Origin of the sequence: Streptomyces viridochromogenes (genome assembly GCF_001270495.1) — a bacterium.
GTDB lineage: Bacteria > Actinomycetota > Actinomycetes > Streptomycetales > Streptomycetaceae > Streptomyces > Streptomyces viridochromogenes_A.
On record NZ_LGUR01000196.1, the window covers coordinates 248,065 to 265,949 of the forward strand.

General features: G+C 72.1%; 19 protein-coding genes. 7 read left to right on the forward strand and 12 right to left on the reverse strand.

Annotated features, from left to right (window positions below; all coding sequences use genetic code 11):
* Positions 1 to 36: 36 nt before the first annotated feature.
* The 3 genes from ppk2 to ADK36_RS20940 all read right to left on the reverse strand — a co-directional run bounded on the left by ppk2 (position 37) and on the right by ADK36_RS20940 (position 2,012).
* The gene (ppk2, locus tag ADK36_RS20930) at positions 37 to 930 is read right to left on the reverse strand and encodes a polyphosphate kinase 2 (RefSeq protein ID WP_048579178.1); all 894 of its coding nucleotides are present in this window, start codon (positions 928 to 930) and stop codon (positions 37 to 39) included.
* A gap of 133 nt (positions 931 to 1,063) precedes the next feature.
* Positions 1,064 to 1,528 (reverse strand): SRPBCC domain-containing protein, encoded by a 465-nt coding sequence (locus ADK36_RS20935; protein ID WP_048579179.1) that lies wholly within the window; start codon positions 1,526 to 1,528, stop codon positions 1,064 to 1,066.
* Positions 1,529 to 1,586: 58 nt separating this feature from the next.
* Entirely contained in the window at positions 1,587 to 2,012 is a 426-nt protein-coding gene (locus ADK36_RS20940) for a MarR family winged helix-turn-helix transcriptional regulator (RefSeq protein WP_048579180.1), read from the reverse strand.
* An 88-nt stretch (positions 2,013 to 2,100) separates the two neighbouring features.
* Here ADK36_RS20940 and ADK36_RS20945 point away from each other — a divergent pair, with 88 nt between their 5' ends.
* Positions 2,101 to 2,916, forward strand: coding sequence for an amidohydrolase family protein (locus ADK36_RS20945; protein WP_048579181.1), 816 nt, complete (start codon positions 2,101 to 2,103; stop codon positions 2,914 to 2,916).
* Between the two features lie 34 nt (positions 2,917 to 2,950).
* Here ADK36_RS20945 and ADK36_RS20950 read toward each other — a convergent pair whose 3' ends face one another.
* Together ADK36_RS20950 and ADK36_RS20955 are read right to left on the reverse strand one after the other, a co-directional pair.
* Positions 2,951 to 4,279, reverse strand: coding sequence for an enolase C-terminal domain-like protein (locus ADK36_RS20950; RefSeq protein WP_053198580.1), 1,329 nt, complete (start codon positions 4,277 to 4,279; stop codon positions 2,951 to 2,953).
* 76 nt (positions 4,280 to 4,355) lie between these two features.
* Positions 4,356 to 5,693, reverse strand: a complete 1,338-nt coding sequence (locus ADK36_RS20955) for a gluconate:H+ symporter (RefSeq protein WP_048579183.1) — start codon at positions 5,691 to 5,693, stop codon at positions 4,356 to 4,358.
* A 291-nt stretch (positions 5,694 to 5,984) separates the two neighbouring features.
* Here ADK36_RS20955 and ADK36_RS20960 point away from each other — a divergent pair, with 291 nt between their 5' ends.
* Complete coding sequence (locus tag ADK36_RS20960) at positions 5,985 to 6,440, forward strand: archease (protein ID WP_048579184.1); 456 nt, start codon at positions 5,985 to 5,987, stop codon at positions 6,438 to 6,440.
* Between the two features lie 67 nt (positions 6,441 to 6,507).
* On the opposite strand, the gene ADK36_RS20965 is transcribed toward ADK36_RS20960, so the two are convergent.
* Complete coding sequence (locus ADK36_RS20965; RefSeq protein ID WP_048579185.1) at positions 6,508 to 7,920, reverse strand: RtcB family protein; 1,413 nt, start codon at positions 7,918 to 7,920, stop codon at positions 6,508 to 6,510.
* Between the two features lie 129 nt (positions 7,921 to 8,049).
* On the opposite strand from ADK36_RS20965, the gene ADK36_RS20970 reads away from it, so the two are divergent.
* A complete protein-coding gene (locus ADK36_RS20970; RefSeq protein ID WP_048579261.1) occupies positions 8,050 to 9,174 on the forward strand; it encodes a CapA family protein in 1,125 nt (374 codons plus the stop codon).
* A 21-nt stretch (positions 9,175 to 9,195) separates the two neighbouring features.
* Here the strand turns inward: ADK36_RS20970 and ADK36_RS20975 are convergent, their stop codons facing one another.
* Positions 9,196 to 9,837 (reverse strand): phosphoribosyltransferase, encoded by a 642-nt coding sequence (locus tag ADK36_RS20975; protein ID WP_048579186.1) that lies wholly within the window; start codon positions 9,835 to 9,837, stop codon positions 9,196 to 9,198.
* Between the two features lie 318 nt (positions 9,838 to 10,155).
* Between ADK36_RS20975 and ADK36_RS20980 the strand changes: the two genes are divergently transcribed.
* The gene (locus ADK36_RS20980) at positions 10,156 to 13,059 is read left to right on the forward strand and encodes a glycosyl hydrolase 115 family protein (RefSeq protein ID WP_107086896.1); all 2,904 of its coding nucleotides are present in this window, start codon (positions 10,156 to 10,158) and stop codon (positions 13,057 to 13,059) included.
* A gap of 6 nt (positions 13,060 to 13,065) precedes the next feature.
* Here the strand turns inward: ADK36_RS20980 and ADK36_RS20985 are convergent, their stop codons facing one another.
* The 3 genes from ADK36_RS20985 to ADK36_RS20995 form a co-directional block, all read right to left on the reverse strand.
* The gene (locus tag ADK36_RS20985) at positions 13,066 to 13,425 is read right to left on the reverse strand and encodes a hypothetical protein (RefSeq protein ID WP_048579188.1); all 360 of its coding nucleotides are present in this window, start codon (positions 13,423 to 13,425) and stop codon (positions 13,066 to 13,068) included.
* A 122-nt stretch (positions 13,426 to 13,547) separates the two neighbouring features.
* Positions 13,548 to 13,787, reverse strand: a complete 240-nt coding sequence (locus ADK36_RS20990) for a hypothetical protein (protein ID WP_030053453.1) — start codon at positions 13,785 to 13,787, stop codon at positions 13,548 to 13,550.
* A 100-nt stretch (positions 13,788 to 13,887) separates the two neighbouring features.
* On the reverse strand, positions 13,888 to 14,346 hold the full coding sequence (locus ADK36_RS20995) for a YbhB/YbcL family Raf kinase inhibitor-like protein (RefSeq protein WP_053198583.1): 459 nt from the start codon (positions 14,344 to 14,346) through the stop codon (positions 13,888 to 13,890).
* 199 nt (positions 14,347 to 14,545) lie between these two features.
* Between ADK36_RS20995 and ADK36_RS21000 the strand changes: the two genes are divergently transcribed.
* Positions 14,546 to 15,199, forward strand: coding sequence for a phosphoribosyltransferase (locus ADK36_RS21000; RefSeq protein WP_048579190.1), 654 nt, complete (start codon positions 14,546 to 14,548; stop codon positions 15,197 to 15,199).
* Positions 15,200 to 15,236: 37 nt separating this feature from the next.
* Here ADK36_RS21000 and ADK36_RS21005 read toward each other — a convergent pair whose 3' ends face one another.
* Entirely contained in the window at positions 15,237 to 15,671 is a 435-nt protein-coding gene (locus ADK36_RS21005) for a PPC domain-containing DNA-binding protein (protein ID WP_048579191.1), read from the reverse strand.
* A gap of 58 nt (positions 15,672 to 15,729) precedes the next feature.
* Here ADK36_RS21005 and ADK36_RS21010 point away from each other — a divergent pair, with 58 nt between their 5' ends.
* Positions 15,730 to 16,302: a GNAT family N-acetyltransferase gene (locus ADK36_RS21010; protein WP_048579192.1), complete on the forward strand. Its 573-nt coding sequence runs from the start codon at positions 15,730 to 15,732 to the stop codon at positions 16,300 to 16,302.
* Between the two features lie 19 nt (positions 16,303 to 16,321).
* On the opposite strand, the gene ADK36_RS21015 is transcribed toward ADK36_RS21010, so the two are convergent.
* On the reverse strand, positions 16,322 to 17,101 hold the full coding sequence (locus ADK36_RS21015) for an SDR family NAD(P)-dependent oxidoreductase (protein ID WP_048579193.1): 780 nt from the start codon (positions 17,099 to 17,101) through the stop codon (positions 16,322 to 16,324).
* Between the two features lie 185 nt (positions 17,102 to 17,286).
* On the opposite strand from ADK36_RS21015, the gene ADK36_RS21020 reads away from it, so the two are divergent.
* Entirely contained in the window at positions 17,287 to 17,850 is a 564-nt protein-coding gene (locus tag ADK36_RS21020) for a hemerythrin domain-containing protein (RefSeq protein WP_048579262.1), read from the forward strand.
* Positions 17,851 to 17,885 lie beyond the last annotated feature (35 nt).

A 17,885-nucleotide genomic window follows, 5' to 3' on the forward strand; every position in this document is an offset into this window, starting at 1 on the left:
CGGTCGGCACGAGGACGGGGCGGGAACGGGCGGCGGTCAGCGCCCGAGTTCGGAGTCGTCCTCCCCCGCCTCCAGCAGGCCCGCGGCCGCGCCGATGATCCGGGGATCGGGGGCGCCGACGACCTCCTCGTCCTTGTCGGAGTAGTCGAAGCGGGCCAGCACGCTGCGCATCGCCTCGACGCGGGCCCGCTTCTTGTCGTTGCTCTTCACCACCGTCCAGGGCGCGTGCTCGGTGTCCGTCTCGCGGAACATGGCGACCTTGGCGGCGGTGTAGTCCTCCCAGCGGTCCAGCGACGCCAGGTCCATGGGGCTGAGCTTCCACTGCCGTACGGGGTCGACCTGACGGATCGTGAACCGGGTGCGCTGCTCGCCCCGGGACACCGAGAACCAGAACTTGACCAGGTCGACGCCGTCGTCCACCAGCATCCGCTCGAAGGCCGGGGCCTGCCGCATGAAGCGCCGGTACTCGTCGTCGGTGCAGAAGCCCATCACGCGCTCCACGCCGGCCCGGTTGTACCAGGACCGGTCGAACAGCACGATCTCGCCGGCGGTCGGCAGATGCTCGACGTACCGCTGGAAGTACCACTGCCCGCGCTCGCGCTCGGTCGGCTTCTCCAGCGCCACCACCCGGGCGCCGCGCGGGTTGAGGTGCTCGGTGAACCGCTTGATCGTGCCGCCCTTGCCGGCCGCGTCCCGCCCCTCGAAGACGACGACGAGCCGGCGGCCGGTCTCCTTGATCCAGCTCTGCAGCTTCAGCAGCTCGATCTGCTGGAGCCGCTTGTGCCACTCGTACTCCGGGCGCTCCATGCGCTGCTCGTACGGGTAGTTCTCCCGCCAGGTGTCCACGGGGCTGCCGTCCGGCCGGATCAGTACGGGGTCGTCCTGGTCGGTGTAGTCGACGCGCAGCCCTGACAGCAGTTCGGTGTCCATACCTACGCATGGAAGCGAGCGCTTTCATACGCGCGGCGAACCCCAGGCAAAGATCACGTAATGCGTGCCGTCCGGCCCGCTGTCGGTCTCAGTCGGCTCGCCCCCGCTGTCGCCGGTCACTGTTCCGACGAGATCACCGTGCCGCGGCCTCGACGAGCCGGGCGAGGTTGGCCAGCGCCATACGCGTGCCCGTCTCGTTGTCCGCGGCGGGCACGATGTCGGGGATCCCCTCGTGCACGACCAGCACGTCCGTGCCACCGTCGGATTCGGTGAGAGTCGTGGTCATGGTCATCGTGGAGCGCAGGGCGGGGTCGTCGGTCTCGAACTCGACCTCCTCGACGACCAGTTCGTCCGGCACGAGCTTCACGAAGTGACCGTGGTAGGTGTCGGTGTGCGCGTCCGACTTCCCGGTGCCGGTCGGCACGTCGTAGGTGAGCGAGACCCGGAACGCCCCGCCCTCCCGGCCCTCGAACTCGTGCACATGCCCGGTCATCCCGTCCGGCACCCGCCACTTCTCGACGGCGTCCCCGTCCAGCAGAGCCCGGTAGACGGCCGCGCGTGGGGCGTTCACATGCCAGGAGACCCGCGTCGAGTACATGGCCTCACGATAGTGGCGCGGCTCGGGCCCGGCAGCCCGGCGACAGCGAAGGCCCGCGTCACCGCTCCCAGTAGGCCAGTGCCCGCATCGCCTCCGCCGTCCGCGTGAACCCGTCCTCCCCGAGCAGCGCCCGCGCCTCGGCGTTGAACCGGTCGACCTCCGGCCGCGCGGCATCGAGCGCGGCAGCCCCGTCGCCGGTCAACTCCAGCACCACGGCCCGGTGTTCCCGTGGATGCGCCCGCTTGGTGACCAGTCCGGCCGCCGTGAGCCTACCGATCAGCCCGGTGACCGCCGACTCGCGCAGCCCCAGGGTGCGGGCCAGCCGCTGCTGGGTGATGCCGGGCTCGTCGCGCACCGCGAACAGGGCGCCCAGCTGGGCCGTGGTGATCCCCGCGGCGGCCAGCATGCGCCGGTCGGCGGCGGTGCGCAGCTGGTGCGCCGCCCGCTGGAGCAGGAAGAACAGACGCTGATCGGGCTCGGACATGGGCCGATGTTGACAGACGGGAAGGCTCGGCGCCATCCTCACTTCACTACTGAAGTGAGGATGGCGACCGCGCAGAGAGGCGCAGACCATGCCCGTCATCGACGCCTGGATGCAGCACCCGACACCGCGCCACGCCAACCACGAGATGTTCGAGTCGCTACGCCGGTGGACCGGCGGCATGGAGCGGCGCGACGAGCCGCTGCCCGTCGAGGTGACGGTGGCGGCGCTGGAGGCCGCGGACGTGGAGGTCGGCCTCGCGGCCGCCTGGTACGGGCCGCGGGGCTCGCTGATCGACAACGACGAGGTGGCCTCGTTCGTCGAGCAGGCCGGCGGGCGGCTGCGCGGAGTGGCGGGCGCCGATCTCGCCCGGCCCATGACGGCCGTACGCGAACTGCGGCGCGCAGTCGAGGAGTTGGGCTTCGTGGCGCTGCGCCTCGTCCCCTGGCTGTGGGGTCTGCCGCCCACGGACCGGCTGTACTACCCGCTGTACGCGGCCTGTGTGGACCTCGGTGTGCCGTTCTGCACCCAGGTCGGGCACACCGGGCCGCTGCGGCCGTCGGAGACGGGGCGCCCCATCCCGTACGTCGACCAGGTCGCGCTGGACTTCCCCGAGCTGACGATCGTGTGCGGGCACATCGGCTACCCGTGGACGACGGAGATGATCGCCGTCGCCGACAAGCACGCCAACGTCGTCATCGACACCAGCGCCTACACCGTCCGCCGCTATCCGCCGGAACTGGTGGAGTATCTGCGTGGCCGGGGGCGCCACAAGGTCCTGTTCGGCTCCAACTACCCCATGATCACGCCCGCTCGGGCCCTGGAGCACCTGGACTCCCTGGACCTGGACGAGGAGACGCGGGAGCTGTTCCTGCACGGCAACGCCCGCCGCGTCTTCGCCCTCTGACGCCGGTCCGCGAGTGGCCCCGGGGGGGGCCGGCTCAGCGCACGAGACAGGGCCGCTTCGGGTCGAAGGTCCAGCCGTCGATCAGGTACCGCATGCCGCGGGCGTCGTCCCGGCCCGACAGCGCCTTCTCCCGGTACAGCTCGTGCGCGGCGAGGAGCCGGTCCGTGTCCAGGCGGACGCCCAGGCCGGGCGCGTCCGGTACGGCGACCTCGCCGCCGGTGATCTTCGGCGGCTCGACGGTGAGTCGCTCCAGTCCCTCCTGCCAGATCCAGTGGGTGTCCAGGGCGTTGTACTCACCGGGGGCGGCCGCTCCGCAGTGGGCCATCATCGCCAGGGAGATGTCGAAGTGGTTGTTGGAGTGGCAGCCCCAGGTCAGCCCCATCGCGTTGCACAGCTGGGCTACGCGCACCGAGCCCTGCATGGTCCAGAAGTGCGGGTCGGCGAGCGGGATGGACACCGACTGGAGGGCCAGGGCGTGGGTCAGCTGACGCCAGTCGGTGGCGATCATGTTGGTCGCCGTGGGCAGCCCGGTGGCCCGGCGGAACTCCGCGAGGATCTCCCGGCCCGAGTAGCCGCCCTCCGCCCCGCAGGGGTCCTCGGCGTAGGCGAGGGTCCCGACGAGGGGGCGGCACAGCTCCACGGCCTCGCGCAGCGACCAGGCGCCGTTGGGGTCGAGGGTGATGCGCGCCTCGGGGAAGCGGTCCTTGAGCGCCTGTACGGCCCTGACCTCCTCCGCGCCCGGCAGGACTCCGCCCTTGAGCTTGAAGTCGCGGAAGCCGTAGTGGTCGTAGGTGGCCTCGGCCTGTCGGACGATCGCCTCGGGGGTCAGTGCCTCCTGGTGCCGGATGCGGTACCACTCGACGGCCGAGTCGGGGTCGCGGACGTAGTCCAGGTCGGTGCGGTCGGGGTCGCCGACGTAGAAGAGGTAGCCGAGCACCCGCACGGCGTCGCGCTGTTGACCGTCGCCGAGCAGGGCGGCGACCGGGACTTCGAGGTGCTGGCCGAGCAGGTCGAGGAGCGCCGACTCGACGGCGGTGACCGCGTGCACCGTAGTCCGCAGGTCGAAGGTCTGGGCGCCGCGGCCGCCCGAGTCGCGGTCGGCGAAGGTCGCCTCGATCGTGCGCAGGATGCGCTTGTAGTCGCCGACGCGGGCGCCGACGACGAGGGGTTCGGCGTCGCGCAGGGTCTGGGTGATCTTCTCCCCGCCGGGCACCTCGCCCAGGCCGGTACGGCCCTCGGAGTCCTCCAGGACGACGACGTTGCGGGTGAAGTACGGGGCGTGGGCGCCGGAGAGGTTGAGGAGCATCGAGTCGCGTCCGGCGACCGGATAGACGGAGAAGCGGGTGACGACGGGCTGGCTCATGGCTGGCGGGTGCCGTTTCTCGTAGGGAGACGGTGGGGGTCGAGGGGTGGTGGAGGGTCGCGGGGTTGACGGGTGGTCAGATGCTGAGGGCGTCCAGGACCTGTTCCAGGACGAGTACACCGCCCAGGCCCAGGATCGCGAGGACCGTCGTGTAGGTCGTACGGGCCTTGATGGCGTCCAGGACCGACAGGTTGAAGTACTCCTTGAACATCCAGAAGCCCGGGTCGTTGACGTGGGAGAAGGCGATCGAGCCGCAGGAGACGGCGAGCACCATCACCTCGGGGTGAGCGCCGCTGCCCGCGAGCAGGGGCAGTGCCACGCCGGAGGCGGTGACGACGGCGACGGTCGCGGAGCCGAGGGCGACGCGCAGGATGGCCGCGATCAGCCAGGCCAGGACGATCGGGGAGATCGACCAGCCGTCGGTGACGTCCTTGATGTAGTCGGATATGCCGCCCTCGACGAGGACGTTCTTGAAGGCACCGCCCGCGCCGATGACGAGCAGGATCATCGCCATCGCCTGGGCGGCCTCCTTGCACGAGGCGCTGACCTCACCCAGGCTGCGGCCGATGCGCGGGCCGAACGCCCAGATCGCCACGAGCAGGGTGAGCAGCAGGGCGATCGGCGCGGAGCCGATGAAGGTGATGAAGTGCAGCAGGCCGGTGTCGCCGGAGGCGGCCAGATCCGTCACCGCGGCGCCGGCGATCAGCACCACGGGCAGCAGGGCAACGGACAGCGACCAGCCCAGGCCGGGCATCTCGTCGTCCTCGAAGACCCGCTCGCTCACCAGGCCCTTGGGGATCGACGGGTTCATCGCCCGGACGAAGGGGAGGCGCGGCCACAGCAGGGCGATGAACGCGCCGACCGGCACGGCGATGAACAGGCCGTAGAACAGGGTGAGTCCGACCGACGCGTGGAAGGTGGCGGCCACCGCGGTGGGGCCGGGGTGCGGCGGCAGGAAGCTGTGCATGGTGGACAGGGCGATCGACATGGGCAGCCCCACCCACAGCAGGTTCGCCCGGGTGACCCGGACGAGGGTGAAGGCGATCGGCACGATGATGACGAAGGCCACCTCGTAGAACATCGTCACGCCGATGAGCATGGCCGTCAGCACCATGGCCACCTGCACCCAGCGCGGACCGCACACTTCGAGAAGCCGGCCGGCTATCCGCTGGGCGGCGCCGGAGTCCCCCATCACCCGGCCGACCATGGCGCCGAGCCCGATGGTGAGCATGGTGTCGCCGATCTGGTCGCCGATGCCCTCGGCGAGTATGTCCGGGATCTTCTCCAGGCCGATCCCCTGAACCAGGCCGACGCCCACCGCCACCAGCAGCAGGGCCGCGAAGCCGTTCAGTTTGAGCCTGGTCATCAGGACGAGCAGGACCAGAACACTGATCCCGACCACCACGAGCGGCATAGGTCAGTTCTCCTTTGAACGCGGCCGCGATGTTCACCCCGCTGAACGGGGTCCTCACATGAAGACGTCGTCTACATATGAGGACGGAGATTATGTTCATGGATGGTCGAGGTCAATGGGTCTGCGCCGGTGGATTCACCGGGCCGTTGTCGACCGACGGCTGTCGACCTACGGCGGCTCGTCCGGACCCGGCGGTACGCGTGCCCGGTCGCGGGTACCCGTGGCCGTGTTGCACCCTGCTGGAGAGGCGCGGCAGGCGTCCGAACGGCGTGAGCGGATCAGGTGGTGCCGATGGTCGGTGACACGGACGACGACATCCAGACCCGGCGGCGCGGCGGAAGCGGCCACCGGGCGGTGCCGCACACGGCCGACTTGCGGATCGAGGCGTGGGGCGTGAGCCGGGAGCGCTGCCTGGTGGAGGCCGCGCTGGGCATGGTGGAGTGCTTCGCCGACGTCACGGCGGTGCGGCCCACCTCGATGGAGCGGGTACGGCTCGCCGAGAACAGCGACGAGGACCTGCTGACCGCGCTGCTCGACGAGGTCGTGTTCCGCCTGGACGTGGACGGCCGGGTGCCCGTGGACCTGGAGGCCGACACCACGGACGGCGACCTCGACGTCCGGCTCGCGCTCGCCGAGTTGGAGGACGTGGAGGTCACCGGCGCCACGCCGAAGGGCGTGTCCTGGCACGGGCTGCACATCGGGCCGGATCCGTACGGGTGGTCGTGCGCGGTGACCGTGGACGTGTGAGAGGCGAAAGGGGGGTGCGGCCAGCCCGGGCCCCCGCCCACCCCTCCCGCCTCTCAGCTCTCACCTCTCAGCCCTTGACCACCCCCAACGGCACCAGCCGAGCCACCGTCCGGCACAGTCCCGCGCCCTCGCTGGCGGCCACCACCTCGCTCACGTCCTTGTACGCCTCGGGCATCTCCTCGGACAGACCGCGCAGCGAACGCGGGCGTACCGCGATGCCCGCCGACTCCAGCCGGGCCCGCACTTCCCTGCCGCCCATCGCGCGGGCGGCCCGGTGGCGGCTGAGGACGCGGCCCGCGCCGTGGCAGGTGGAGTGGAACGCGTCCCCGCCCGCGACCCCGACCAGGACGTACGAGGCGGTGCCCATCGTCCCGGGGATCAGCACCGGCTGGCCGACCTGGCGCAGATCGTCGGGCAGCTCCGGATGGCCGGGCGGGAAGGCACGGGTCGCGCCCTTGCGGTGGACGCAGAGAGTCCGGCGGGCTCCGGCCACCGGGTGCGGCTCGATCTTGGCGAGGTTGTGGGAGACGTCGTACACCAGGGACAGCCGGATGCCGGCGGCGCGGCGGAAGACGCCGCGGGCCGCGTCGGACAGCAACTGGCGGTTGGCGCGGCCGTAGTTGGCCGCGGCCGCCATCGCGCCGAGGTACCGCTGTCCCTCGGGTGAGTCGACCGGCGTGCAGGCCAGTTGGCGGTCGGGGACCCTGATGCCGTAGCGGGTCATCGCGCGGTCCATCAGCCGGACGTGATCGGTGCAGATCTGGTGGCCGAGCCCGCGGGAGCCGCAGTGGATCATCACGCACACCTGGCCGACGGCGAGCCCGAACGCGGCGGCGGCCGTCTCGTCGTACACCTCGTCGACGCGCTGCACCTCCAGGAAGTGGTTGGCCGACCCGAGGCTCCCGACCTGCCCGAGCCCGCGCTCTCGCGCCCGGGCGCTCACCTGGTCCACGTCGGCGTCGGCGACCGCCCCGCCGTCCTCGCAGCGGGTCAGGTCGCGCTCCTCGCCGTGGCCCTCCCCGACCGCGTACCGGGAGCCGCCCCGCAGGATCCGCTCCAGCTGGCCGGGGCCGGTCAGGTGCCACACCCCGCCGGGGCCGGCGCCGCGCGGGATCGCCCGGTCCAGACCGTCCATCACCGCGGGCAGCGCCGACCCCAGCCCCTGCCGGTCGGTGTCGGCGGTGAGCAGCCGTACGCCGCAGGAGATGTCGAAGCCGACCCCGCCGGGCGAGACGACCCCGCCGTCGGCCACGTCGGTCGCGGCGACGCCGCCGATGGGGAAGCCGTAGCCCCAGTGGATGTCGGGCATGGCGTACGAGGCGCCGACGATGCCCGGCAGCGTGGCCACGTTGACCACCTGCTCCAGCGACTTCTCGGCGTCCCGCAGGAGCTTCCGCGACGCGAAGACCACGCCCGGCACCCGCATCGGGCCGTGCCGGTCGATACGGAAACGGTGTGGAGCTTCCTCGACCAGTTCCATGACGGCCTCCCGCACCTCGGCCGGCTCGCTCCGGCACCCGGCATCGCAGGTGCGGGGTACCCGCGCGGGGCGGGCCGTATCGCGGTGCCGTCCACGCGCACAGCCCGTGACACCCCGTACCGTGGAGAGATGAGCGGCGGCACGGTCACGCTGTTCGTCTGCGGTGACGTGATGCTCGGACGCGGCGTCGACCAGATCCTGGCCCGGCCCGGCGACCCGGTGCTGCGGGAGGGGTACGTCACGGACGCGCGTTCCTACGTGAGCATGGCCGAGTCGGTGAGCGGCCCGATCCCGGCCCCCGTCGACCCGTCCTGGCCGTGGGGCGAGGCGCTGTCGCTGCTGGAGTCGAACGCCCCGGACGTCCGGATCGTCAACCTGGAGACGTCCGTCACGCGCAGTGCGGCGTTCGAGCCCGGCAAGGCGGTCCACTACCGCATGGATCCGGCCAATCTGCCCGCCCTCGAGGTGGCCCGGCCCGATGTCTGCGTCCTCGCCAACAACCATGTGCGGGACTTCGGCCGCGCCGGTCTGGAGGAGACGCTGGACGTGCTGCACGGGGCGGGTCTGCGGACGGCGGGCGCGGGGCGGAGCGCCGAGGAGGCGTACGCGCCCGTGGCGCTCCCGCTTCCGCATGGCGGTCGCGTGCTCGTCTTCGCCCTCGGCGCCGGCACCAGCGGTGTTCCCGCGGGCTGGGCGGCGACGGCGGACGGCTCCGGCGTCGCCTACGTGCCCGAACTGACGCCCGCCACGGCCGCCGCCGCGGTCCGGCGCATACGGCAGGTGAAGCGGACCGGCGACCTCGTGGTCGTGTCCGTGCACTGGGGCTCCAACTGGGGCTATCTCGTCCCCCGGGACCAACGCCGCTTCGCGCACGCCCTGGTGGACGGCGGCGCCGACGTCGTCCACGGCCACTCCTCGCACCACCCCCGCCCCGTCGAGGTCCACCGCGGCCGGCTGATCCTGCACGGCTGCGGCGACTTCATCGACGACTACGAGGGCATCCCCGGATACGAGCAGTACCGCGACGACCTCCGCATCGCCTACTTCGTGACGCTGGCGGCCGACACCGGCGAACTCACCGAACTGCGCATGGTGCCCCTCCTCGCCCGCCGCATGCGTCTGGAGCCCGCCCCGCCCGAGGACCGTGCCTGGCTGCACAGGACCCTCGACCGCATCACCCACGGCGCCCGCCTCACCGTCGCGGCGGACGGCGTGCTGACCCTGACGCAGCCCGCCGCACGAGCCGCTCCGTGACCCGCCGCTCCCGGGCGGGCCTCACTCGCCGCGCAACGCCTCCAGCACATCGGCGTCGGTCAGCTGGCCGAAGTCCTCGTACCACTCACCGACCGAGCTGAACAGCCGCGGCTGGTACAGGCAGACGAAGTCGTCGACCTCCCGGCGCAGTTCCTCGGCCGCCTCCGGTGCGCAGACCGGCACGGCCAGGACCAGCCGTTCGGGTTCCCGGCCGCGTACGGCGCGCAGGGCGACGCGTGCCGTCGAGCCGGTGGCGACGCCGTCATCGACGACGACGGCCGTACGGTCGCGCAGGCTCGGGGGCGGCCGGCCCTGCCGATAGCGTTCCTCGCGCCGCCGCAGCTCCTTGCGCTCCCGCTCCACCACCGCCGCCAGGTCGGCCTCGCTCAACCCCAGCCGGTACAGCGTCTGTTCGTCGAAGAGCGGAGGGTCGTCGCCCGCGAGCGCGCCCACCCCGAACTCCTCGTGGAACGGGGCCCCGATCTTGCGTACGACGAGCACGTCGAGCGGGGCCTCCAAGGCCCGGGCGATCTCCCGGGCCACCGCGACGCCGCCCCGGGGCAGCGCGAGGACGACGGGATGCGGAAGGATGCCCTTGTCCCGCCGGATGCGCAGCTGCTCCGCCAGCTCCCGCCCGGCCTCCTCGCGGTCACGGAACTGCATGGGCTTCCCCTTCCGTCCGTCGCCGCGTACCCCGCCCACCGGTATCGGACACACCACGGGGCTCGCCTGCCCGACCCGTCGCAGAGGTCTGGCCTTCTCGGCCGGGCCTGGCCTAAGGTGCCCGATGGCAAGCGCTTTCTAGCCTGCCCATGCCAACGCCTGCCCGCACGCCACGCTCAGGTCGTCCCGTCGCCCCACCCCGTAGGTCATGCACTTCAGTCATGCGCGGAAAGGAAGCGTCACGTGCCGCACCACGACACCCCCCGCCCCGTCCCCCTCCCGTCCCGGCCGTGGACCCGCAAGTCGTTCCTGCGCGGAATGGCCGCCGCCGGAGCCGCCCCGCTGCTGCCCGCCGTCCTCCCCCCGGTCGCGCGGGCCGCCTCGGACCGGCCCGACTTCCCGCTGGTCCGGGGCGGCACCGCCGTCGAGTTGTACGTCGACGCGGCGGACGACCCCGCCGTGATCCGCGCGGCCGGTGATCTCCAGGCGGACGTCGAGCGGGTCAGCGGCGTCCGGCCGGTGCTGCGGCACACGCTGCCGGAGACAGCGGCGGCGGGACTGGTCCTCGTCGGCACACTGGGCGCCAGTCCGGTCGTCGACCGGCTCGTCGCCCAGGGACGCCTGGACGTCTCGCGGGTCAGAGGGCGCTGGGAGGCGTCCGTGACGCAGGTCGTGGAGCGTCCGCTGCCCGGGGTCGAGCGGGCCCTGGTGATCGCCGGCAGCGACCGGCGCGGCACGGTCTACGGCATCTACGACACCTCGGAGCGCATCGGGGTCTCCCCCTGGTACTGGTGGGCCGACGTCCCCGTGCCCCGCCGTGACTCGGTGACGGTGCCCGCGGGCCCGCTCAAGCGGTACGAGCCGTCGGTGCGGTACCGGGGCGTCTTCATCAACGACGAGCAGAACCTCACCACTTGGTCGCACCGCACCCAGGAGCCGGACAAGAACATCGGCCCAGAGACGTACAAGCGCGTCTTCGAGCTGCTGCTCCGCCTCAAGGCCAACTACCTCTGGCCGGCCATGCATCCGTACTCCGACTTCTTCAACAAGCACCGCGAGAACCCCGAACTGGCCGACCGCTACGGCATCGTCGTCGGCTCCAGCCACCCCGAGGCCCTGCTGCGCAACGGGGTGCACGAGTGGGAGCCGTGGGCCAAGGAGCACCCCGGCACCGACGGCACCCTGCCCGTGTACGACTACACGGTGAACCCGGCCGTCATCTCCGACTACTGGAGAGCCCGGGCGAAACAGAACGCGTCGTACGAGAGCAGCTGGACCATCGGGATGCGCGGGCTGCACGACAGCGCGCTGGAGACGAAGTACGCCACCACCGTCCCGGAGAAGGTCGTGGTGATGAACGACATCATCGCGGACCAGCGCCGCATCCTGGCCGAGGAGGTCGGTGCGGCGGCCGAGCCGCAGATCTTCATCCCGTACAAGGAGGTCCTGGAGCTGTACAACGCGGGCGTCCAGGTCCCCGAGGACGTCACGCTGATCTGGCCGGACGACAACCACGGCAACATGCGCCAGCTGCCGAACGACGCCGAGCGGGGCCGGGCCGGCGGCAACGGCATCTACTACCACCTGTCCTACTGGGGCCGTCCGAAGAGCTATCTGTGGCTGGACACCACCCAACTCGCCAAGGTCTGGCAGGAGTTGCGGCGGGTGTACGAGCACGGCGTCGACCGGATGTGGATCTTCAACGTCGGTGACGTCAAGTCGATCGAGACCGGGCTGTCCTTCGCCCTGGACATGGCGTGGGACGTGGACCGGTGGGGCGCCGACGACGTGGGCGACTTCCTGGCCGAGTGGTCGGGGCGGCAGTTCGGCCGGCGGTACGGGCGGGAGATCGCCGCCATCCGCAGCGAGTACTACCGGCTCGCGGCGGAGCGGCGCCCGGAGTTCATCGACCCCGGGGTGTTCTCCGTGATCCACCACGGCGACGAGGCGGGCCGCCGCATGGCCGCGTACGAGCGGCTCCTCGCGCGGGTGCGGGCGGTGGGGGCCAAGGTGCCCGCTCCGTACCGGGACGCCTTCTTCGAACTGGTCGAATACCCGGTGCACGGCGCGTACCTGATGAACCTGAAGTACTACTGGGCCGACCGCAACGCGCTCGCCGTCCGGCAGGGACGCGGGGCCGGCACCAACCGCTTCGCCGACCTGGCCGAGGCCGCCCACGCCGAGGAGGCGGCGCTCACCAGGCGGTACAACACCGAGGTCGCGGGCGGGAAATGGGACGGGATCGTCAACCCGTACCCCTCCCAGATCCCGAAGGCGCCGGGCCGCCCGGCCGTCACCCGGATCGCCCGGCAGGAGACCTCCGGTCTCGGCGTGGCGGCCGAGGGGAACGCGACCGGGGCGGACCGCCCGCTGTCCTTCTCCTCCTACACCCGGGACAGACGCTTCCTCGACGTCTTCAACACCGGCTTCCTGCCGCTCGGCTGGTCGGCGGAGGCCAGCCACCCATGGGTGCTGCTGAGCTCGGCGGGAGGCTCTGTCACCGACCAGACGCGGGTATGGGTGGAGATCGACTGGGCGCGGATGCCCGAGGGGACGTACGAGGACGCCACGGTCGCCGTCAGTGCGGCCGGGCAGCGGATCGAGGTGCCGTTGCGGGTGGTCAACGACGGTGCGCGGGCCCGCCGCCGGGCGCGCGGATTCGTGGCGGCCCACGGTTACGTCTCGATCGACGCCGTGCACACCGAGCGCCGGGTGGCCCGCGGCGGGGCCCACTGGCGTGAGGTGCGCGGACTGGGCCGCCGTACGGGCGCCCTGGAGGCGGTGCCGTCGACGGCGGCCCCCGTCACCGCCGACTTCGCCACCAGGGCACCGGAGTTGAGGTACCGGGTGCGCTTCGACGGCGTCGGCACCTTCCCGGTCACCGTCTTCCGGCTGCCGTCCCTCGACGAGCGCGGGCACCGCCGGCTGGCCGTCGCGCTCGACGAGCAGCCCGCCACCGTCCTCGCGGGCCAGTCCGTCGCCACCGGCAACCGGGGCGACGCCTGGGCCCGCAACGTCGAGGACGGCGTCGAGAAGCTGACCGCCCGGGTGACGGTGGACGAGCCGGGTGAGCATGTTCTGCGGATCTTCATGGTCGACCCGGGCATCGCCGTGGACCAGATCGTCATCGACACCGGCGGGCTGCCCGTCAGCTATCTGGCGCCGCCGGAGAGCTACCACGCGGAGTTCAACCCCGACCCGGACCGGGAGGCGGGCCTGTAGCCCTCCCTACTCGATGGTCCAGCCGACGCCGCCGACGCCCGTGCTGTAGACGGGGCAGACACCCGACGACTCGTCGTACTGACCGGGGGCCAGCGTCACCCACTGGCCGGAGACGTCGAAGGCCCTGCCGCAGACGACCTCGGCGCGGAAGGTGACGGTGCGGTCGGTGTTGTTCTTGCAGCCCGCGATGCCGTGGTCCGGGTTGTTGTTGTGGACCCAGCCGTCACAGTCGACCGTGCCCGCCATGGTCGCGACGTCACCGGACGCCGCGGCCCGGGCGGGGGCGGCCGGGCCGCCGAGGGTGAGGGCCAGGGCCGAGAGGGCGGTGGCCAGACCGGCCGCGACGATGTTCTTCCTGCGGTACATGTGTCCCCCGTGAGGTACGTGAGGTACTGGTCCCGTTCGGACCTGCCGACCTCAGTCAAGGACAGCGGTGTTCCGCGGGGAACCTCAGACCTACGAGGGTGGCGCCCCGGGTTTCGGCCCGTTCACCCGTTCGGCGTATCGGGCGGGTCCGGGGCGTTCCAGTCGTACGGTCCGCCGCCGCGCCACTCGATCAGCTCGGGGTCGTCGACGGCCCGGTCCTCGCCGGGCAGGCCCGCGCGGTGCACCAGGTCCAGCACGTCGAACAGGCTGTATGCGGTGCCGGTCGGCTCACCGCGGATCGTCACCTGACGCCCGCCGTCCGACGCCGGCGGCAGCACCACCACGGGGGGACGCGTGCTCATGACACCACCATGCGCTCTGCGCGGCCGGTGCGCAGCCCGGCGCACCGGCCGGACCGCCCAAAATCGCCCCGGACCGGCCCCGGACGACCGGCGTGGGCGCTCAGCGTCGGTAGAGCCCGACGAGGGTTCCGCAGGCCAGTTGCTGCTCGTCGAGCACCCGGTGGGCTTCGCCGGCCGTGGGCGCTTCCGGAATGGAGACGGGGCCCGGAAGGGCGTAGAGGCGGAAGTAGTACCGGTGCGCGTCGTCACCGTCACCGACCGGGGGGAGGGGGCCGCCCCACCCCGACTCCCCGTAGCCGTTGGTGTGCGGGTGGCTGCCCGGGGTCGTCCGCCCGGCCGGCAGCCCCTGCGCGTGCGGATCGATGCCGGTGACCAGCCAGTGCACGAAGGTGCCCGACGGCGCGTCCGGGTCCTCGCACAGCAGGGCCAGCTCCGCCGCCTCGTCGGGCACTCCGGACCAGGCCAGCGGCGGGGAGAGATTCTCGCCCTCCAGGGCGTGGCGACGCGGGATCATCTCATGGTCGTGGAACGCGGAGCTCCTGAGTTCGATGTCGCTCATGCGCGCCGCAGTACCCACCCGGAGGCGGGCCACACGCGGTGCCGTACGCGGCGTGCGGGAGCCGGGACGGTGCCGGCCCAGGGCCCGCGGCGACGGCATGATCCGAACGACGGGCCCCAGCCTCGTTTCGCCCCGCGCCCGCCGGGAACCCGGCGCCTGCGCCGACCCTTACGGGAGGGACGCGGGAGGGAGGAGCGCCGTGGCATTCCGCGACCGTGCTCACGCCGGGCAGGAACTCGCCCTGCGGCTGGCCGAGTGGGCCGACCCCGGTGATCTGCTCCAGCTGCTCGTGCTGGCCGTGCCGCCCGGTGGTGTGCCCGTCGCCGCGGAGGTGGCCCGCGCGCTGCACGCCCCGCTGGACGTGCTGGTGGCCCGCGAGATCAGCACTCCGATCCGGCCGGAGACGCCGATCGGAGCCATCGTCGCCGACGATCCGCCGCTGTACGACCGACAGAGCCTGACCATGATGCATCTGTCCGAGGACCGGCTCGGCGACGTCGTCGCCCGCGAACGCAATGAGCTGCACCGCCACGAGCAGGTGTACCGCGGCCGCCGCCCCCTCCCGTCCATCGTCGGCCGCACGATCGTCCTCGTGGACGACGGCCTGACCACCGGCCTCACCGCCACGGCGGCCCTGCGCTTCCTGCGCCGCCACGGTCCGGCGCGACTGGTCCTGGCCGTCCCCGTCGGCAGTCCGCGGACGACAGCCGCGATCCGGCCGGCCTGCGACGACCTCGTGTGCCTGGAGCAGCCGCCGTCCCTCCACGCGGTCGGTGAGTGGTACGAGGACTTCGGCCCGGTCTCCGAGACGCAGGCCGTGGAGGCACTGCACGCGTTCCACGCCACGGCGTGAAAGCCGGGCCACGGCATGCAAGCCGGCCTCCGCGTCGTCACTCCGGATCGATCAGCGCGAGGCCGAGGTCGGGGCGATGGATCTTCGCCAGGACCGCGGGGCTGTCCCGCACGATCACCTCCAGCGTCGGCCACACCCGCCCCTCCAGCAGATGCCCGCCGCGCGTGGTCCCGTCCGACAGTCCCAGCACGGCGTGCAGGTGGGCGGTCGGTCCGTCCCCGCCGATGGCGATGTCCCCCAGCAGGGACAGCACCTCGCACTGCTCGTCGACGCCGATGCGGCGATACTCCTTGGCCTCGCGGTCGAACCACCCCACCACGGCCCGGGAGAAGGCGCCCACGGCGGTCACCTGGGACGCGCCCAGGGCCTGTTCCCGTGCGAAGCCGTTGATCTCGGCGAGGGCGTCCTCCCCCGGCGCGAGCACCAGGACGTACACCGACTCCGGGGCGTCCTGCACCTGTTGCCACTTCATGCGCGCCCGGGTACCCGCACCACCTCCGGCGACACCGCCGCCGTGACATGGTGGTGCCATGGCCATAGAAGTCCGCCCTGCCTCCGTCTTCGAGGACGTCCGTGCGCTGGTCGGCCCGAAGTCACCCGGGGCGAACGTCTGTTGGTGCCTGAGCTATCGGATCCCGTCCAAGCTGAACAACGAGCTCCGGGGACCGGCCCGCGGTGAGTACGTCGCCGAACTGTGCCGCGCCGATCCCCCTCCGGGAGTGATCGCCTACGACGGTGACGAGCCGGTCGGCTGGGCGGCCGTCGCGCCGCGCTCGGCCACGTCCTTCGCGCGCAACCGCAAGATCCCGCATGTCGACGACCTGCCGGTGTGGTCCCTGTGGTGCATCCGCGTCCGCCCCGGTCACCGGAAGCAGGGGATCACGCACGCCCTCATCGCCGGAGCGGTCGCGTTCGCAAGGGAGAGGGGTGCGCCAGTGATCGAGGCCTATCCCCTCGACAACGGTGACGCCCGGGTCGACCTGACGATGGCGTACGCCGGGCTCCGGAAGAACTTCGAACGGGCCGGCTTCGTCCACTGCGCCGACACGACCTCCGTACTGGCCGGTCATCCCCGGATCCTGATGCGGCTCGATCTGCGCTGACGGTGCGCCCGTGCCGGGCTCAGTGCACCGAGAAACCGCCGTCCACGAAGATCGCCTGCCCGGTGACGTACGCGGAGGCGCGGCTCGCGAGGAACACCGCGGCACCGGCGAAGTCCTCGGCCAGGCCGTTGCGCCCGACCATCGTGCGGGCGGCGAGTGCCGCGACCTTCTCGGGGTCGGACGACAGACGGGTGTTGAGGGGCGTCATGACGAACCCCGGCACGAGCGTGTTGCAGGTGACGCCGTACGGCGACCATGCCTCGGCCTGTGAGCGGGCCAGGGACTCCAGCGCGCCCTTGGAGACGCCGTAGGCGCCGCTCTGGACGAACGCCCGATGCGCCTGCTGGGAGGTGATGTGGATGATCCGCCCGAAGCCCCGCTCGGCCATGCCGGGTCCGAACCGCTGCCCCAGCAGATGGGGCGCTTCGAGGTTCACGGCCATCGTGGTGTCCCAGACGTCCTCGCCCAACTCGCCGAGCGGTGGCCGCAGATTGATCCCGGCGCAGTTGACGAGGATGTCGGGCTCGCCGAACGCCTTGGCCGCCCCCTCGGCCGCCGCCCGCACGCCGTCGCGTGTGCCGAGGTCGGCGCTGACCCGGGCCGCCCGGCAGCCCTGAGCCTCCAGATCGCCGACCGTCGCGGCCAGCTCCGTCTCCCGGCGGGCCACGACCACGACGCTCGCGCCCGCACGGGCGAGGGCCTCGGCGATGGCGCGACCGATGCCGGAACTGCCACCGGTCACCACGGCGACCCGGCCTTCCAGCGAGAACAGTTCGGAGAGATATGCCTGCGAGGTCATGCCAGCACCCTAGGCGGCACGCCCCCGGCGAAAGCGCTCGGGTTGCGTCGCCTCGGGGCGGTTCGGGCGCTCGCGGGCCGCCCGTCCTTGCCTTGCCTTGCCTTCGTGTGAGCCCGTCGCGCGCGGGCACTCGGAGCCCGCGGCGGGTCCGTCCGGGCCGCCGCCCCGTTCTGGAGGTGGAGACGATGGGTCATGGTGGGAACGTCATCGACGAGCTGGTGACCGATCACCGCGAGGTGGAGGAGATGTTCGGCCGGATCGAGGCGCTTCCGTACGGCGACAAGGATCGCAAGCTGGTCGCCGACCAGGCCACGATGGAGCTGGTGCGGCACTCGGTGGCCGAGGAGATGTACCTGTACCCGGCCGTGCGGGAACATGTGGCCGGCGGGGACGCCATCGCCGACAGGGAGATCGACGACCACTCCAAGGCCGAGCGGATCATGAAGGACCTCGAAGGGTGCGAGGCCGGCGATCCCGAGTTCGACCGGCTCGTCGGGATGCTGATGACGGAGGTCCGCTCGCACATCGCGGACGAGGAGCAGAACCTCTTCCCCCGGCTGCGCGCGGCCTGTCCCCCGGAGGCCCTCGACGCCCTGGGCGACAAGGTGCGTCAGGCGAAGAAGCTGGCTCCGACCCGCCCCCACCCGTCCGCCCCGGACAAGCCGCCGGCCAACAAGCTGCTGGCTCCCGGCGCCGGTCTGGTCGACCGCCTGCGCGACGCGCTGACCGGACGCGGCAAGGAGGACTGACCCGGCGTACGTCCCGCGAGGGCACCGGGCTCCTG

Coding starts and splice junctions, on each gene's coding strand:
- ADK36_RS21005 (WP_048579191.1), bottom strand. CDS start 15,671: ATGAAGTGGCAACAGGTGCAGGACGCCCCGGAGTCGGTGTACGTCCTG.
- ADK36_RS20975 (WP_048579186.1), bottom strand. CDS start 9,837: ATGCAGTTCCGTGACCGCGAGGAGGCCGGGCGGGAGCTGGCGGAGCAG.
- ADK36_RS20995 (WP_053198583.1), bottom strand. CDS start 14,346: ATGAGCGACATCGAACTCAGGAGCTCCGCGTTCCACGACCATGAGATG.
- ADK36_RS21010 (WP_048579192.1), top strand. CDS start 15,730: ATGGCCATAGAAGTCCGCCCTGCCTCCGTCTTCGAGGACGTCCGTGCG.
- ADK36_RS20985 (WP_048579188.1), bottom strand. CDS start 13,425: ATGTACCGCAGGAAGAACATCGTCGCGGCCGGTCTGGCCACCGCCCTC.
- ADK36_RS20945 (WP_048579181.1), top strand. CDS start 2,101: ATGCCCGTCATCGACGCCTGGATGCAGCACCCGACACCGCGCCACGCC.
- ADK36_RS20940 (WP_048579180.1), bottom strand. CDS start 2,012: ATGTCCGAGCCCGATCAGCGTCTGTTCTTCCTGCTCCAGCGGGCGGCG.
- ADK36_RS20935 (WP_048579179.1), bottom strand. CDS start 1,528: ATGTACTCGACGCGGGTCTCCTGGCATGTGAACGCCCCACGCGCGGCC.
- ADK36_RS20980 (WP_107086896.1), top strand. CDS start 10,156: ATGGCCGCCGCCGGAGCCGCCCCGCTGCTGCCCGCCGTCCTCCCCCCG.
- ADK36_RS20955 (WP_048579183.1), bottom strand. CDS start 5,693: ATGCCGCTCGTGGTGGTCGGGATCAGTGTTCTGGTCCTGCTCGTCCTG.
- ADK36_RS21020 (WP_048579262.1), top strand. CDS start 17,287: ATGGGTCATGGTGGGAACGTCATCGACGAGCTGGTGACCGATCACCGC.
- ADK36_RS20970 (WP_048579261.1), top strand. CDS start 8,050: ATGAGCGGCGGCACGGTCACGCTGTTCGTCTGCGGTGACGTGATGCTC.
- ADK36_RS20965 (WP_048579185.1), bottom strand. CDS start 7,920: ATGGAACTGGTCGAGGAAGCTCCACACCGTTTCCGTATCGACCGGCAC.
- ADK36_RS21015 (WP_048579193.1), bottom strand. CDS start 17,101: ATGACCTCGCAGGCATATCTCTCCGAACTGTTCTCGCTGGAAGGCCGG.
- ADK36_RS20950 (WP_053198580.1), bottom strand. CDS start 4,279: ATGAGCCAGCCCGTCGTCACCCGCTTCTCCGTCTATCCGGTCGCCGGA.
- ppk2 (WP_048579178.1), bottom strand. CDS start 930: ATGGACACCGAACTGCTGTCAGGGCTGCGCGTCGACTACACCGACCAG.
- ADK36_RS20960 (WP_048579184.1), top strand. CDS start 5,985: ATGGTCGGTGACACGGACGACGACATCCAGACCCGGCGGCGCGGCGGA.
- ADK36_RS20990 (WP_030053453.1), bottom strand. CDS start 13,787: ATGAGCACGCGTCCCCCCGTGGTGGTGCTGCCGCCGGCGTCGGACGGC.